12 protein-coding genes are annotated in these 16,051 nt (G+C 72.3%); 7 read left to right on the forward strand and 5 right to left on the reverse strand.

The window, feature by feature from the left end:
- Window positions 1-255: 255 nt before the first annotated feature.
- Entirely contained in the window at window positions 256-2,004 is a 1,749-nt protein-coding gene (gene treZ / locus ACWCP0_RS02745) for a malto-oligosyltrehalose trehalohydrolase (RefSeq protein WP_451077055.1), read from the reverse strand.
- A 100-nt stretch (window positions 2,005-2,104) separates the two neighbouring features.
- Between treZ and ACWCP0_RS02750 the strand changes: the two genes are divergently transcribed.
- Window positions 2,105-3,484 carry a GH1 family beta-glucosidase gene (locus ACWCP0_RS02750; protein WP_451077056.1) on the forward strand — a complete coding sequence of 460 codons (1,380 nt, stop codon included), beginning with the start codon at window positions 2,105-2,107 and terminating at the stop codon, window positions 3,482-3,484.
- On the opposite strand, the gene ACWCP0_RS02755 is transcribed toward ACWCP0_RS02750, so the two are convergent.
- The 3 genes from ACWCP0_RS02755 to ACWCP0_RS02765 all read right to left on the reverse strand — a co-directional run bounded on the left by ACWCP0_RS02755 (window position 3,473) and on the right by ACWCP0_RS02765 (window position 6,870).
- Window positions 3,473-4,705 (reverse strand): MFS transporter, encoded by a 1,233-nt coding sequence (locus ACWCP0_RS02755; RefSeq protein ID WP_451077057.1) that lies wholly within the window; start codon window positions 4,703-4,705, stop codon window positions 3,473-3,475. The genes ACWCP0_RS02750 and ACWCP0_RS02755 overlap by 12 nt on opposite strands.
- Before the next feature lie 71 nt (window positions 4,706-4,776).
- Window positions 4,777-5,658 (reverse strand): GNAT family N-acetyltransferase, encoded by an 882-nt coding sequence (locus ACWCP0_RS02760; RefSeq protein ID WP_451077058.1) that lies wholly within the window; start codon window positions 5,656-5,658, stop codon window positions 4,777-4,779.
- A 276-nt stretch (window positions 5,659-5,934) separates the two neighbouring features.
- Window positions 5,935-6,870: a GNAT family N-acetyltransferase gene (locus ACWCP0_RS02765; RefSeq protein WP_451077366.1), complete on the reverse strand. Its 936-nt coding sequence runs from the start codon at window positions 6,868-6,870 to the stop codon at window positions 5,935-5,937.
- A gap of 150 nt (window positions 6,871-7,020) precedes the next feature.
- On the opposite strand from ACWCP0_RS02765, the gene ACWCP0_RS02770 reads away from it, so the two are divergent.
- Window positions 7,021-7,584, forward strand: a complete 564-nt coding sequence (locus tag ACWCP0_RS02770) for a DUF1707 and FHA domain-containing protein (protein WP_451077059.1) — start codon at window positions 7,021-7,023, stop codon at window positions 7,582-7,584.
- 93 nt (window positions 7,585-7,677) lie between these two features.
- Here the strand turns inward: ACWCP0_RS02770 and lpdA are convergent, their stop codons facing one another.
- On the reverse strand, window positions 7,678-9,090 hold the full coding sequence (lpdA, locus tag ACWCP0_RS02775; protein WP_451077060.1) for a dihydrolipoyl dehydrogenase: 1,413 nt from the start codon (window positions 9,088-9,090) through the stop codon (window positions 7,678-7,680).
- 103 nt (window positions 9,091-9,193) lie between these two features.
- Between lpdA and ACWCP0_RS02780 the strand changes: the two genes are divergently transcribed.
- The 5 genes from ACWCP0_RS02780 to ACWCP0_RS02800 all read left to right on the forward strand — a co-directional run bounded on the left by ACWCP0_RS02780 (window position 9,194) and on the right by ACWCP0_RS02800 (window position 16,051).
- Entirely contained in the window at window positions 9,194-10,090 is an 897-nt protein-coding gene (locus ACWCP0_RS02780; RefSeq protein ID WP_451077367.1) for a LysR family transcriptional regulator, read from the forward strand.
- A 71-nt stretch (window positions 10,091-10,161) separates the two neighbouring features.
- Window positions 10,162-11,193: a phosphogluconate dehydrogenase (NAD(+)-dependent, decarboxylating) gene (gene gnd / locus ACWCP0_RS02785; RefSeq protein WP_451077061.1), complete on the forward strand. Its 1,032-nt coding sequence runs from the start codon at window positions 10,162-10,164 to the stop codon at window positions 11,191-11,193.
- A gap of 144 nt (window positions 11,194-11,337) precedes the next feature.
- Entirely contained in the window at window positions 11,338-12,741 is a 1,404-nt protein-coding gene (gene zwf / locus ACWCP0_RS02790) for a glucose-6-phosphate dehydrogenase (RefSeq protein WP_451077368.1), read from the forward strand.
- Window positions 12,742-12,914: 173 nt separating this feature from the next.
- Complete coding sequence (locus tag ACWCP0_RS02795; RefSeq protein WP_451077062.1) at window positions 12,915-13,658, forward strand: HAD family hydrolase; 744 nt, start codon at window positions 12,915-12,917, stop codon at window positions 13,656-13,658.
- Window positions 13,655-16,051: a glycoside hydrolase family 65 protein gene (locus ACWCP0_RS02800; protein WP_451077063.1), complete on the forward strand. Its 2,397-nt coding sequence runs from the start codon at window positions 13,655-13,657 to the stop codon at window positions 16,049-16,051. The genes ACWCP0_RS02795 and ACWCP0_RS02800 overlap by 4 nt, the downstream gene beginning before the upstream one ends.

Raw genomic sequence — 16,051 nt, forward strand, 5'->3', positions numbered from 1 at the left:
GTGCGAGGCGCACGTCATGCCCTCGCCGCCGGTGCCGGTCGCAGCCCGCGCTTGCCGGTGCCGGGCGGACCTCACCGTCCCGCCCGCTGGTGCGAGGCGCACGTCATGCCCTCGCCGTCGGTGCCGGTCGCAGCCCGCGCTTGCCGGTGCCGGGCGGACCTCACCGTCCCGTCCGCAGCCCACGCCCCGCCGGGCCGCCGGCGCCGGGCATACCTCACGTCACGCCCCCGCCCGCCCGTGCCGGGCACGCCCGGCTCACGCGTCCCCCAGCACCACGCACGACTCGCCCGGCAGTTCCAGGACCCCGTCCGCGACGGGGGCACGTACGCCGTCCCATACCGCCAGCAGCCGGGCCCCGCCGCCCAGGGGGATGGTGGCCGGGTCCTTGCCGAGGTTCACCGCGACGCGCAGGTCGCCGCGGCGGAAGACGAACCAGCGGGCGTCCTCGTCGTAGGCGACGCGCACCGCCGCGAGGTCCGGGTCGGAGAGGTCGGGCTGGGTGCGGCGCAGGGCGATGAGTTCGCGGTGCCAGGCGAGGAGACGGGCGTGGGGCTCGCGGGTGCGCTCCGAGCGGTCCAGGCAGGAGCGGTCGCGAGTGGCCGGGTCCTGCGGGTCCGGGACGTCGTCCGCGGCCCAGCCGTAGGCCGCGAACTCCCGCCGCCTGCCCTCCCGTACGGACTCCGCGAGCTCCGGGTCGGTGTGGTCGGTGAAGAACTGCCACGGCGTCCGGGCACCCCACTCCTCGCCCATGAAGAGCATCGGCGTGAAGGGCCCGGTCAGCACCAGCGCCGCCGCACAGGCCAGCAGACCGGGGGAGAGGTGCGAGGAGAGGCGGTCGCCGAGGGCCCGGTTGCCGATCTGGTCGTGGGTCTGGGCGTAGCCCAGGAACCGGTGGGCGGGCGTGCGCGTGAGGTCGACGGGCCGGCCGTGCGTGCGGTCCCGGAACGTCGAGTACGTGCCGTCGTGGAAGAAGACATGCCCCAGCGTCTTGGCCAGCGCGGCGAGCGGGGCGCGCGCGAAGTCCGCGTAGTAGCCGCGCGATTCGCCGGTCAGGGCGGTGTGCAGGGCGTGGTGGAAGTCGTCGTTCCACTGGGCGTGGAGCCCGAGCCCGCCCTCCTCGCGCGGCCTCGTCGTCCGCGGATCGCACAGGTCCGACTCGGCGATCAGGAACAGCGGCCGACGGACGTCGGCGGCGAGGCCGTCCACCGTCGCCGACAGCTCCTCCAGGAACGTCAGCGCACGGCTGTCGGCGAGCGCGTGGATCGCGTCGAGACGCAGCCCGTCCATGCGGTAGTCGCGCAGCCAGGCCAGCGCGCTGCCCAGCAGGTACGCCCGCACCTCGTCGGAGCCCGGCGCGTCCAGGTTGACCGCGGAGCCCCACGGGGTGTGGTGGGTGTCCGTGAAGTAGGGCCCGAAGGACGGCAGATGGTTGCCCGAGGGGCCCAGATGGTTGTGTACGACGTCCAGGACCACCCCGAGCCCGAGACCGTGCGCCGTGTCGACAAAGCGCTTGAGCGCCTCGGGGCCGCCGTACGGCTCGTGCACGGCCCACGGCGCCACACCCTCGTACCCCCAGCCGTGGCTCCCCGGAAACGGGCACACGGGCATCAGCTCCACGTGGCTGATGCCGAGGTCCGCCAGTTCGCCGAGGTGTCCGGCCGCCGCGTCGAACGTGCCCTCGCGCGTGAACGTCCCGACGTGCAGCTCGTACAGGACCGCGCCCGCGAGGCCCCGCCCCCGCCAGTCGTCGCTCTGCCAGACGTACGTGTCCGCGGCGACGACGGCGCTCGGTCCGTCGGGGCCGTCCGGCTGGCGACGCGAGCGCGGATCGGGCAGCAGCGGACCGTCGTCCAGCAGGAAGCCGTACCGGGTCCCGTCCCGCGCCTCCGCCTCGGCCACCCACCAATCCTCCAGCACGGGATGGCGGTCCATCGGCAGCCGCGAACCCTCCAGCCACAGCACGACCCGGTCCTGGGCGAACGGCGCCCACACCTCGAACAGCACGGTTTCCCCTGTTGTGTCGACAGCACTCGATGGCACTCGCACCCATCCTGGCAAGTCCGGGGTCTGGAGGCGGCCTACTCGCCAGTACTAGGGTCCGGCCATGACTCCGCCCCCCGTACCCTCCGCGAGCACGCTGCCCGTTTTCCCGCCCGGCTTCCTGTGGGGTGCGTCCGCATCCGCCTTCCAGACCGAGGGCGCCGCCGACGCCGACGGCAAAGGCCCTTCCGGCTGGGACGCCTTCGCCGCACAGGGCCGCATCAAGGACGGTGCCGACGCCGCGCGCGGCACCGGCTTCCACGAGCGCTACCGCGAGGACGTCGCCCTGCTGGCCGGCCTCGGCGCCGGAGCCTTCCGCTTCTCCGTCAGCTGGCCGAGGGTGATCCCCGGAGGCAGCGGCCCCGTCAACCCCGCGGGCCTCGGCTTCTACGACCGCCTCGTCGACGAACTCTGCGCCCACGGCATCACCCCGGCGCCGACCCTCTACCACTGGGACACCCCGCTGCCCCTGGACGAGGCCGGCGGCTGGCTGAACCGCGACACCGCCGCCCGTTTCGCCGAGTACGCCGCCGTCGTCGCCGAGCGCCTGGCCGACCGCGTACCCATGTGGATCACCGTCAACGAACCCGCCGAAGTCACCCTGCTGGGCTACGCGCTCGGCGAGCACGCCCCCGGGAAGCAGCTTCTCTTCGACGCCCTGCCCGCGGCACATCACCAGTTGCTCGCCCACGGCCTCGCCGTCCAGGCCCTGCGCGCCGCGGGTGCCGGCACCATCGGCCTCGCCGTCTCCCACTCACCCGTACGGACCGCCGGTGACACCGACGAGGACCGCGCGGGCGCCGAGATCTACGACATCCTCACCAACCGGCTCTTCTCCGACCCACTCCTCACCGGCCGCTACCCCGAGGGCTTCGACGAGCTCATGCCGGGTCCCGTCGCCGAAGACCTCGCGGTGATCTCCCAGCCGCTCGACTGGTACGGCGTCAACTACTACAGCCCCATGCTGGTCGGCGCGCCGGCGCCGGATGCCCTGGACTCGTACGCCGGACTCGGGATGCCCACGGGACTGCCCTTCGGTCTGCGCGAGATCGAGGGCGTCGAACGGACCGGCTTCGGCTGGCCCGTCGTCCCCGACGGGCTCCGCGAGCTCCTGGTCACCCTCGAGGAGCGCTACGGCGACCGCCTCCCGCCCGTGCACATCACCGAGAACGGCTGCTCGTACGACGGCCTGGACGATCGCTCTCGGATCGCCTTCCTCGACGGTCATCTGCGCGCCCTGCACCAGGCGGTCGAGGAAGGGGTCGACGTGCGCGGCTACTTCGTCTGGTCGCTGACCGACAACATCGAGTGGGTCGAGGGGGCCGCGCAGCGCTTCGGCCTCGTCCATGTCGACTACGAGACGCTGGAGCGCACCCCGAAGGCGTCGTACGCCTGGTACCGGGACGTCATCCGCGCGCAGCGGGCCACGGGGTCAGGGGACTGAGCGGATCCGCCACACCAGGACCCCGCCGAGGACCGTCACCACCGTGGAGGTGAGATACAGGCCCGCGTAGCCGCCCGCGTACGCCACGATCGGCGCCGCGAGGGCCGGTCCGAGCACCTGGGGAGCCGAGTTGGCGATGTTGATGACCCCCAGGTCCTTGGCCCGGTCCCCGGCGCTCGGCAGCACCTGGGTGATCAGTGCCTGGTCCACCGCGATGTACGCCCCGAAGCCGAGCCCCAGCAGCAGCGCCGCGCCCATCGCCACCGGCCAGGTGTGCCAGAACGTCAGCAGCAGCGAGGCCGCGGCCATCACCACCGAACTCACCGACACCAGTGCCCTGCGCCGCCCCCACCGGTCCGAGACCACCCCGCCGCCGACCGCCGTCACGACGACACCCGCCGTGTACAGCAGGGTGAGGATCAGCACGCCCTCGTCCGGATTCGCGTGGTGCACCGCGTCCTTGAGGAAATACAGCAGATACAGCGTGCCGATGGCATTGCCGAGCATCACCAGGAACCGCGTCAGCCAGGCCCACCCGAAGTCCGGATACGCGCGCGGGCTCACCCAGAAGTCCGCGAGCCGCACCGTCCGTGTGTGCCGTGCCTCGCGCGGCACGGGAGGATCCCGGGTGAGGAGCACGAACGGCAGGGCGGCCAGCACCACGAGGACCGCCAGCAGCAGATAGCCGGCCGCCGTTCCCGTCACGACCATCGTCACCAGCAGCGCGCCGACCACCAGCCCCAGCGTCTGCGGGATCCCGATCCAGCCGGAGACCGCCGCGCGCTGTTCCACCGGCACCTGGTCGGGGACGACGGCATTGGAGCCGGCGAGCATCGCGTTCAGCCCGAGCTGGGCCAGACACCAGCCGAGCGTCACCCCCACGATCGTCGTCTGCGCCGATGTGACGGCCAGTCCGACCGCGCCGGCCGCCGCCCCGCCCAGGATCCACGGACGGCGGCGGCCGAAGCGGCCGCCCGTACGGTCCGAGAGCGCGCCCGCCAGTGGGTTGGCGACGACGGCGACGAGCGCGCCGACACCGGTGGCCCAGCCGAGGGCGATCTCCTTGCCCGAGGGGTCGATGGCGTCGATCTGCTCGGCGAGCAGCACCTGGATCGGGGTCAGGAAGGCCATGTACAGGCCGAGGTTGGCCAGCACGAGCCCCGATATCCAGCCGCCGCCGACACGGGTCTGCGGCTCCGTACGGGGATCGTCCATCACCATGGGCCGCTCGCCATCAGCTCGGGGGTGCCCGGAGCCTACGGACACCCCCGAGGCCGGACAAGACGTCGGACTCACACGAGGTGGATGCGCTCCTGCGTCACCGGATGCCCGGCCTTGGCGAAGTGCGCCGCCATCGGGAAGTTGCCCTGGTCGGTCGCGCCCGCGATGAACTCCGCGCCCTGCTCGGCCAGGAAGTGCGTGCACTCGGCGAGCAGGTCGTACGCGTAGCCGCGGCCGCGCTGCTCCGGCACGACCCCGATGAAGCCGACGCACGGCCCCGACGGGTTGTGCGCGGGTACGTGCAGCCCGACCAGCTCGCCGTCGGGCGTGTACGCCAGCTGCCACCACTCGCGCGGGGACGGACACCAGTGGAAGAAGTCCAGCTCCTCCTGCGCGGCACGGTCGAGACCGTCCTCGGCGATCGCGCGCAGCGCATGCGCGTCGAGCGTCACGGTGTGGATGCGGCGCAGGACGTCGAGGATGACGCCGTCGTCGGGTTCGGGCCGGAACTCCAGCCGCCCGGGCCGCTCCGGCAGCCCGCACTCCAGCGTCCACCGGTACTGGAAGCGCTCCACGAGCACCTCCATCCCGGCTGCCTTCGCGGCCCGCAGCCGCGCCTCACCGGCGGCCCGGTGCGCCGGGTCCTCGCGCCAGCCCGGGGGCAGGATCAGTTCGTACTCGACCTGGAAAGGGGAGGTGCGCAGCAGCTCGGTGCCCGCCTCCTCCTCGCCCTCGGCGACGTCGAACCAGTTGAGATTGACGGGAGTCGTGTCGTCGGGGCCGCCCCACCAGGCGGCCCGTGCGACGACCCTGCCCTCGCGCAGGGCGACCCGCTTCCACTCCGGGCGGTGCGTGGTACGGGCCAGCGCGCGGCCCACAGCGAGCGGATCGGGCAGGGTGTCGAAGAGATGTGCGTCGCGTGCGGAGAGCGCGCGGATGACCATGTCGGTCATGAGGAAGTCCTCCGGGAAGAAGCGTGCGTGATGCGCTCCCGGTCGGACGGTGTCAGACGTCGAACGCCGGGCGGACGGGGCGGGAGCGCGGGAATCGTGTGGACTGCACTGCACTCGCCTCCTTCCGTCGGTCACGGGCGTCGCGGTGAGGCTAGACGACTACGGGAGTGCCGTCCAGCGTTTTTCCGCCGACCGCTCGGTGGGTGGGCAGGGGTGCGGGGGTGCGCAGGGGCACAGGTGCGGGCGCGGCGGCGGGCGGGCCGAACCCGCCCGCCGTCACTGCCAGGTGAAGTCGAGGGCCCGCTCGAAGTTCTCGTATCCGGCACGGGCGAAGGCCTTTGCCATCGGCACGTTGGCGAGATCCGTCGCCGCCCGGATGCGCGGCACCTTGTGCGCGGCGAGGATGCGTGTGCCCTCGGCGAGGATCTCGTCGATGTGGCCGCGCCCCCGGTGTGCGGGCAGCACACCGAGGTAGGCGATGATGTGGTGGTAGTTGTTGCGGGCCGGGACGACGAAGCCCACCGGCTCGCCCGTCTCCGGCAGTTCGGCGATCCGCCACCACGCGTGCGGCGAGGCGAAGCCCGCGAGTTCCTCGTCGTAGTGCTTCTCCGCGGCCTCGCGGGCATTCAGCCCCGAGGCGAGGTCCGCCCGGCTGTGGGCATCGAGCGTGCCCTCCATCACCGGCGCCATCAGCGCGAGCAGGTCGTCGCGGTCGACGACCGGACGGAAGCGGAGCGTCCCGCTCGGTTCGGCCACCGGGGTCCCGGGACGCCACTCCAGACGCAACCGCTCGACGAGCAGCCGTGCGCCCGTCTTCTCCAGCACCTCCGTACGGGCCTCGACCACCGCGCGTGCGGCCGGGTCCTCGCGCCAGTCCGGCGGGACGAAGCGCCCGTACTCGGGGCGCGGCGCGCCCGCCGGCACGACCGCGGCCGTCGCCGTCTCCAGCAGCCGCAGTCCGGCCCCGGCCCGCTCGGCCGGAGGCAGTTCGTCGTCGACGTCGAAGACGTCCAGGGCGAGCGGCGCCCCGCCGCCGGCCGTGGTCCACCAGGCGATGCGGGCCAGTACCCGCTCGCCGCGGAGCGCGACCCACATCCAGTCGGGGCGGCGCCGGCCGGTCGCCAGATCGTCCGCGAGTTCGTGGTCGAGGACGTACGAGAGCCGGCAGAACAGCGCGAGTTCGTCCGGACCGGCCAGCGGCCTTACGGAGATGCCGTGCGGCGAGGTCTCTTGTGGCGAAGTGCGGTGCTCGGACGTGCCCACTGCTGGTCCCCCGTGGTCTCGACAAGTGCCCGGACAGTAGCAGTGATCTTCACCGGTCCTTCTGGACACCTCGGGGCACTCGGCCCGACAATCACGATTGTGACGTCCTCCTTCGAGTTCCAGACGTATCCCGCGCGGCTCTCGGACGCCGAGCGGGATCGTGTCCTCGGGGTGCTCAGGGAAGGCGCCGCCCAGGGCAAGCTGTCGCACGACACGTTCGTGCGGCGGATGGAGCTGGCGCTGGCCGCCCGGCGGCCCGACGAACTGCGGGCCCTCACCGCCGATCTGCGGCCCGAAGGCAGGCTGTCGAAGAGGCTGTTCGGCGTGGTCGGCAAGATGTCCGCGTTCTCCGTGCGCCTCAGCCGCGCCTGGCAGGCCGAGCAGCTGCCCCCGCTGCTGCTGCCCGAGCCCGGCCCGTACCCCCTGCGCATCGGCCGCGACCCGTCCAACGGGCTGCGGCTCAGCCATGAGACGGTCTCGCGCCAGCACGCCGAACTGGTCCTGCGCGACGGCCTCTGGGTGCTGCGCGACCTCGGCTCGACCAACGGCACCACGGTCAACGGCCACCGGGTGACCGGGTCGGTCGTCGTCCAGGCCGGGGACATGGTGAGCTTCGGGCGGATGAGCTTCCGCCTCGCCGCACGCCGGCCCGCCAAGCGCTGAGCAGGCCGCGCGCCGAACTCGTCACGCTGCCCCGCCGAGCGCCGAGCGCCGAGCGCCGAGCACGCCGCCTGCCGAGTACGCCGAGGGGGCCCGTCACTGCTGGTGCAGGCTGCGGCCCGCCAGCGTCAGGAACGTCTCGCCGACCGCCTCCGACAGTGTCGGGTGGGGATGGACGTACCGGGCCACATCGGACGGTTCCGCGTCCCATCCCACGATCAGCTCGCTCTCGGCGATCATCTCCGAGACGTTGGGGCCGACGAGATGGACGCCGAGGACCTGGCCCCCGCCCTGCCGCGCGACGACCTTCACCACCCCGCCCTGACCGTGGACCATGCCCTTGGCCACGGCGGTCAGCGGCATGGTGTTGACGGCGACCTCGTGGCCGCGGTTGCGTGCCTCCGCCTCGCTCAGCCCGACGGACGCGGTCTGCGGGGACGAGTACGTCACGCGCGGGACGGTGGCGTAGTCGACCGGCGGGGACGGCAGGCCGGCCAGGGTCTCGGCCACCAGCAGGCCTTCCGCGAACGAGGCGTGGGCCAGCCCGAGCGAGGGCGGCGGCAGCAGATCGCCCACGACATGGATGCCGGGCACCGCGGTCTCGAGCCTCGCCCAGTCGGCGGGCGCGACATAGCCGCGGTCGTCGGTCGCCAGCCCGGCCGCCTCCAGCCCGAGCCCGTCGGTCACCGGTGCGCGGCCCACCGCGACCAGCAGCCGCTGCGCCTCCACGGTCCGCGTCTCGCCCCGCGCGGTGCGGACGGTGGCCCTGATCCCGCCGTCCAGCACCTCCGTCTGCTGGAGCAGGGCTCCGGCCTGCACGTCGATGCCCCGCTTCTTCAGACCGCGCGTCAGATGCCGGGACACATCGGCGTCTTCGAGCGGCACGATCCTGTCCAGAGCCTCGACCAGCGTCACCTCCGCTCCCATCGAGCGGTAGAACGACGCGTACTCGACCCCGATCGCGCCGCCGCCCACCACCACCACGGAGCCCGGCAGGCCCGGGGCGAAGAGCGCGTCGTCGCTGTTGACGACACGGCGGCCGTCCGTCACGAGGCCCGGCAGCATCTGCGGCCGGGAGCCGGTCGCCAGCACGATGCCGCGCCCGGCCGTGACGTTCCCGTACCCCTCGACCTTCGCCGAACGCGGGCCGGTCAGCCGGGCGCTGCCGCGGGCGATCTCGACGCCCGCGTGCGCCAGATGGGCCTCGACGCCCTTGTGGTTGCGGGAGACGATGTCGTCGCGCGTCGCCACGAGCGCGGTCCAGTCGACCGACTCGAGGGTCGCCCTGACGCCCCACCGCTCGCGCCCCTCCGCGATGCCGTCGACCAGTTCGGCCGCGTGCAGCATCGCCTTGCTGGGGATGCAGCCGCGGTGCAGGCAGGTGCCGCCGATCTTGTCGCGCTCGGCGAGCACGACCCGCAGGCCGAGCGCGGCGGCCCGCAGGGCGGTGGAGTAGCCGCCGGTGCCGCCGCCGACGACGAGGACATCGGTCTCATGTGTGTCGGTCATGGGACCAGCCTCCGACAGGCCTTGTCATGCGTCCAAGGCAATGTTCTTGTGGACCTGATGCACAGCCTTTATGGGGGACGGGGTCATGAGCAGCCTGCGGCAGATGGAGTACTTCGTCGCCGTCGTCGAACAGTCGTCGTTCACGCGTGCCGCGGAGCTGCTGCACGTCACCCAGCCGGCCCTCTCGCACCAGGTCAGGGCCCTGGAGAAGTCCGTCGGCGGAGAGCTGCTGGAGCGGCTGCCGCGCGGTGTGCGGCTCACCCCGATGGGCCGCGCCTTTCTGCCGCACGCCGAACTCGCCGTGCGCAGCGCGGCGCAGGCCCGGCGGGCGGCCCGCGCCGCGGCCGGGGCGGAGGGCGGCGAACTGCACATCGCCACCGTCCACGCGATCGCCGTGGGCGTCCTGCCCGACGTCTTCGCGCGCTGGCGCCGGGCACACCCCGGCGTCACGCTCGTCCTGCACGAGTACGCCACGACCGACGCGCTGGAGGAGGCCCTCGAGCGCGGCACCGCCGACCTCGCGGTCGGGCCGCCGCCACAGCGGCCGCAGGGGCCGGTCGTGCCGGTCGGCGAGGAGGAGATCGTCCTGGTGGTTCCTTTCGACGACCGGTTCGCGGGCCGGTCGTCGGTCCGTCTGGAGGAGCTGTCCGACCGCACCTGGATCCGCTGTGCGATGGAGCCCGTCGTCGACGGCCGGCCGTTCCTGGACGGGGCCTGCGAGAGGGCCGGTTTCGAACCGCGTACGGCGGTGTGGACGGAGCACACCTCCACGGCCGTTCGTATGGCGGCCGCGGGGGTCGGAGTCGCCACCGCCCCCGCGCACGTCGTACAGGGCGCGGTCGGCGAGGACTGTGTGCTCCTGAGCGTCGATCCGCCGTGGCGCCGGGCCCTCACGGCCTTCTCGCGGGTCCCGCTGACCGGTGCGGCGGAACGCTTCGCCGACCTGCTGCGGACCGCCGTGCCGGCGCCCCGTCCCGGGGGGACGACTCACTGTCCGTGATGTTATGAATCGCGGCATTTCCGATGAGTGGGTAATTTCTGGATTCCGAGGAGGCGACGGAGAGGCCGGCCATGACCACTGACACACCGATGCAGCTCGGGATGATCGGGCTCGGCCGGATGGGCGCCAACCTCGTGCGCCGGCTGGTGCGCGACGGCCATCGCTGCGTGGTCTTCGACCTGGACTCCGAAGCCGTACGGGGCATGGAGAAGGAGGGGGCGACCGCGGCATCCTCGCTCCACGACCTCGTCGACAAGCTGGAGCAGCCCAGAAACCTCTGGCTGATGCTGCCCGCCGGCGTGGTCCAGCCGACCCTGGACCAGCTGGAGGCCCTGCTGGCCACCGGCGACACCGTCATCGACGGCGGCAACTCGTACTACCGGGACGACATGACCCGCGCCAAGCAGCTCGCCCCCAGCGGCATCCACTACGTCGACTGCGGAACCTCCGGCGGCGTCTGGGGGCTCGAGCGCGGCTACTGCCTGATGATCGGCGGCGAGAAGGAGCCGGTGGCCCGGCTGGACCCGATCTTCCGCACCATCGCTCCCAGCACCGGAAGCGCGGAGCCGACCCCGGGCAGGACCCGGAGCGGCGGGACCGCGCCCGAGGGCTATCTGCACTGCGGGCCGAGCGGCGCCGGGCACTTCGTGAAGATGGTCCACAACGGAGTCGAGTACGGGATGATGGCCGCCGTCGCCGAGGGGCTCAGCATCATCAAGCACGCCGACGCGGGCCTGACCTCGCGCACCGTCGACGCCGAGACCGCGCCGCTGCGCGAGCCCGAGGCGTACCAGTACCAGATCGACGTCGCCGAGGTCGCCGAGGTGTGGCGACGCGGCTCGGTCGTCGGCTCCTGGCTGGTAGACCTCGTCGCCGACGCGCTGGCCCGCTCGCCCGAGCTCGACGCGTACACCGGCCGGGTCTCCGACTCCGGGGAGGGCCGCTGGACGGTCCTGGCCGCCGTCGACGAGAGCGTGCCGGCGCCGGTCATCAGCGCGGCGCTGACCCAGCGGTACGAATCGCGTGGGCTGGGCGAGTTCACCGACAAGGTCCTGTCCGCGATGCGCGGCGAGTTCGGCGGTCACGCCGAGAAGGCGGGGTGAACCGTGCCCAGCCCTGCCGAGCCGGAAAGCACGGACGACCCGGGGAGTCCGATGAGCGCGAAGAGTTCGCACACGCAGAGCCCGGGAAGCTCCACGAGCCCGGGGCGGCCGAACAGCCATGGTCTCCTTCCCGAGGACCACGTCATCGTGCTGTTCGGCGCGACCGGCGACCTCGCCCGGCGCAAGCTCCTGCCAGGACTCTTCCACCTCGCCAAGGCGGGACTGCTGCCCGCCCGCCACCGCATCGTCGGCTCGGCGCCGGCCAAGGCCGCGCTCAGCGACGACGACTTCCGCAAGCGGGCACGGGAAGCGGTCGCCGAGTTCGGCCGGTCGAAGCCCGGGGGCAAGGCCTGGCAGGAGTTCGAGGACGCGCTGTCCTTCGGCGCGGCCGACCCCGACGATCCCGGGCCGCTCCTCGCCGCCGTACGGCAGGCCGAGCGGGACGTCGGCGGCAGTCCACGGCGACTGTTCCACCTCGCGGTGCCGCCGAGCGCGTTCGCGTCCGTCGTCGAGATGCTCGGCGCGACCGGCCTCTCCGACAACGCCCGGCTGATCGTCGAGAAGCCCTTCGGCACGGACCTCCCTTCGGCCCGGGCCCTCAACGCGACGATCCACGCCGTCTTCGACGAGTCCCGGGTCTTCCGCATCGACCACTTCCTCGGCAAGGAGTCCGTCGACAACATCCTGGCTCTCCGGTTCGCCAACGGTCTCCTGGAGCCCGTCTGGAACCGCGACCACATCAGCCATGTGCAGATCGACGTGCCGGAGAAGATCGGGATCGAAGGGCGGGCCCAGTTCTTCGAAGGGACCGGAACCTTCCGGGACATGATCGTCACTCATCTCTTCCAACTCCTCGGCTTCGTGGCGATGGAGCCTCCGACCGCCCTCTCGGCCAAGCCACTCCGGGACGAGAAGGAGAAGGTCTTCCAGAGCATGCGGCCGCTCGATCCGGCACACGTCGTCCGCGGCCAGTACGAGGGCTATCGCGACGAGCCGGGCGTCGACCCCCGCTCGGACACCGAGACGTTCGTCGCGCTGCGCGTCGAGCTGGACAACTGGCGCTGGGCCGGCGTGCCCTTCTACCTGCGCTCGGGGAAGTCGCTCGGGCAGGGGCGGCACGTCGTGACGCTCGGTTTCCGCGAACCGGCCCTGCGCATGTTCCCGCTGGCCGCGCGGGGCGGCGCCGCGGTACGGAGCAACGAGCTGGTGATCGACTTCGACGACCCCGGCAGGATCGCCGCTCGCTTCCTGGTGAAGAATCCGGGCCCCGCCATGCGGCTGCGCGAGGCCGAGATGGTCTTCAGCTATGCCGAGTCCTTCAACACGATGCATGCGCTCGAGGGATACGAGCGCCTCATCCTGGACGCGATGCTGGGCGACCAGTCCCTGTTCACCCGCTCCGACGGCATCGAGCGTCTCTGGGAGGCGTCCACCCCGCTGCTGGAGGAACCGCCGCCCGTCGAGCCCTACGCACCCGGCTCCTGGGGCCCCGACAGCATCCGCCGGCTCATCGCGCCGCACCGCTGGAGCCTGCCGGACCGGCACTGACACCCGGGAGGGCCGCTCCCTGCGGGGCCGGCGCTGGTACCCGGGAGGGCCGCTCCCTGCCGGACGGGCTGCTCCGGATGGCACCCCCCACATCATCCGCACGGGCTACGCGTGGCGCGGCGGGTGCCGTCACCGGCCCCCGGCGGCGGCCGCATCCTTCTAGCCTCGACCGCATGCTGGGGCTTCCGGATCATGTACGCACCTGCCTCTTCGACCTCGACGGCGTCCTCACCCGCACCGCGAAGGTGCATGCGGCCGCCTGGAAGGAGATGTTCGACGACTACCTGCGCAGGCGCGCCGAACGCGAGGGTGTGCCCTTCGTGCCGTTCGACGACGTCCGAGACTACGACGAGTACGTGGACGGCCGCCCCCGCGAGGACGGGGTCCGCACCTTCCTCGCCTCGCGCGGTGTCGAACTGCCCGACGGCACGCCCGACGACGGCCCGGACGCGGAGACCGTGAACGGACTCGGCACGCGGAAGAACGACCTCGTACTCCGCAAGATCCGCGAGGAAGGCGTCGAGGCCTACGAGGGCTCGGTCGCCTACGTGCGCGCCGCCAGGGACGCCGGTCTGCGGCGCGCCGTCGTCTCGTCGAGCGCCAACTGCCATGACGTGCTGGTCGCCGCCGGCATCGCGGATCTCTTCGAGGAGCGCATCGACGGAATCGTCGCCCGGGAGCAGCGGCTCCGGGGCAAACCCGCACCGGACACCTATCTGGCCGCGGCGCGCGCCCTGGGGGCCGAACCGGGTGCGGCGGCGGTGTTCGAGGACGCCCTGGCCGGTGTGGACGCCGGACGGGCCGGGCAGTTCGGCCTCGTCGTGGGCATCGACCGGACCGGGCAGGCCGCAGAGCTCCGGCGGCACGGGGCGGACATCGTCGTGAAGGACCTCGCCGAACTGCTGGAGTCACCGTGATCACCCATCCCAGCTATTCCATCGAGCCCTGGTGCCTGCGTGAGACCGAGCTGAGCCTCGATGTCCTCGCCCAGAGCGAGTCCGTCTTCGCCCTGGCCAACGGCCACATCGGGTGGCGCGGCAATCTCGACGAGGGCGAGCCGCACGGACTGCCGGGCGCCTATCTCAACGGCGTCCACGAACTGCATCCGCTGCCCTACGCCGAGGCAGGCTACGGCTATCCGGAATCCGGTCAGACACTGATCAACGTCACCGACGGCAAGATCATCCGGCTTCTCGTGGACGACCATCTCTGCGACCTGCGCTACGGCGAACTGACGGCACACGAGCGCGTACTGGACTTCCGTACGGGCGTCCTGAGCCGCACCGCGGAGTGGACCTCCCCGGCCGGGCACGCCGTGCGCATCACCTCGCACCGGATGGTGTCCTTCACCCAGCGGGCCGTCGCCGCGATCTCCTACGAGGTCGAGCCGCTGAACGCCCGGATCACCGTGGCCGTGCAGTCCGAACTGGTCGCCAACGAGCAGATGCCGCACGACACCGGCGACCCGCGGGTCGCGGCGGCCGTCGACTGCCCGCTCGCGCCGGAGGAGGACTTCGCCCAGGACACCCGGCTGCGCCTGGTGCACAGCACCCGCAACAGCGGTCTGCGGGTGGGGGCGGCGGCCGACCACATCGTGGAGGGCCCCGAGGGGACGGCCTGGTCCTCCGAGAGCGAGCCCGACGTCAGCAGGCTCACGGTCACCGCCGCCCTGGCGCCGGGGGAGCGGCTGCGGCTGGTGAAGTTCGTCGGGTACGGATGGTCCGCGCAGAGGTCGCTGCCCGCCGTCCACGACCAGGTCGACGGTGCGGTCGCCGCCGCCCGGAGTACGGGCTGGGAGGGGCTGCTCGCCGAGCAGGAGGCCTATCTCGAGCACTTCTGGTCCTGCGCGGACGTCGAGGTGGAAGGTGACGCGCAGATCCAGCAGGCCGTGCGCTTCGGGCTCTTCCACGTGCTCCAGGCGGCGGCCCGTGGCGAGGAACGGGCCATCCCCGCCAAGGGGCTGACCGGGACGGGCTACGACGGACACACGTTCTGGGACGTGGAGTCCTTCGTCCTTCCCCTGCTCACCTTCACGGCGCCCGACGTGGTCGCCCCGGCCCTGCGCTGGCGGCACGCGACCCTGCCCGCGGCGCGGGACCGGGCCCATCAGCTCGGGCTGGCCGGAGCGGCGTTCCCCTGGCGGACCATCACCGGCGCGGAGTGCTCGGCCTACTGGCCGGCAGGCACCGCCGCCTTCCACGTCAACGCCGACATCGCCGTGGCCGCGGAACGTTATGTGGACGCCACCGGGGACGAGACGTTCGAACGGGGGCCCGGACTGGAACTGCTGGTCCATACCGCGCGGCTCTGGCACTCGCTCGGCCACCACGATGCCGAGGGCGTCTTCCACATCGACGGCGTCACGGGCCCCGACGAGTACAGCGCCATCGCCCGCGACAACCTCTACACCAACCTGATGGCACGGCGGAACCTGATGGCCGCCGCGGCGACGGCGGCGCGACACGCCGACCGGGCGGAGGAACTGGGAGTCGACGACGAGGAGACCGCAGCGTGGCGCGACGCCGCGGCCCGGATCGCCGTCCCGTACAACGAGGCACTCGGCGTCCACGAGCAGTCGGCCGGATTCACCCGCTTCCAGCGCTGGGACTTCGACGCCACCTCGCCCGAGCAGTACCCGCTGCTGCTGCACTTCCCCTACTTCGATCTCTACCGCAAGCAGGTCGTGAAACAGGCCGACCTGGTCCTCGCGATGATGACGTGCGGCGACTGCTTCACGGCCGAGGAGAAGGCCCGCAACTTCGCCTACTACGAAGCGCTGACCGTGCGGGACTCCTCCCTGTCTGCGTGCTGTCAGTCGGTCATGGCCGCGGAGACCGGGCACCTGCGGCTGGCCTATGCCTATCTGGGCGAGGCGGCCCTGATGGACCTGGAGAACCTGGAGCACAACACTCGCGACGGGCTGCACATCGCCTCCCTCGCGGGCACGTGGCTCGCCCTGGTGGCCGGGCTCGGAGGAATGCGCCACATCGGCGGGGAGGACGGCAGTCTCGGCGGTATGGGTTTCGCCCCCAGGCTGCCCGAGGTCATCTCCCGGCTGAAGTTCACCGTCCTCGTGCGCGGACGCAGGCTGCAGGTCGACGTCAGCGGATCGGCAGCCCGGTACACCCTGGTGGAGGGGGACCCGCTGCGCATCGTGCACCACGGCGAGCCGCTCACCGTCACGGTGTCCGAGCCGGTCGAGCGTCCCCTGCCGACCGCGCCCGTACTGCCCGAACCGCAGCAGCCCAGGGGCCGCCGCCCGGCCGACCGGGTGAGCGGGGGGACGGCCGAGGACGAGCCCGTCTGCTGA

This window comes from Streptomyces sp. NPDC001970 (assembly GCF_053594115.1).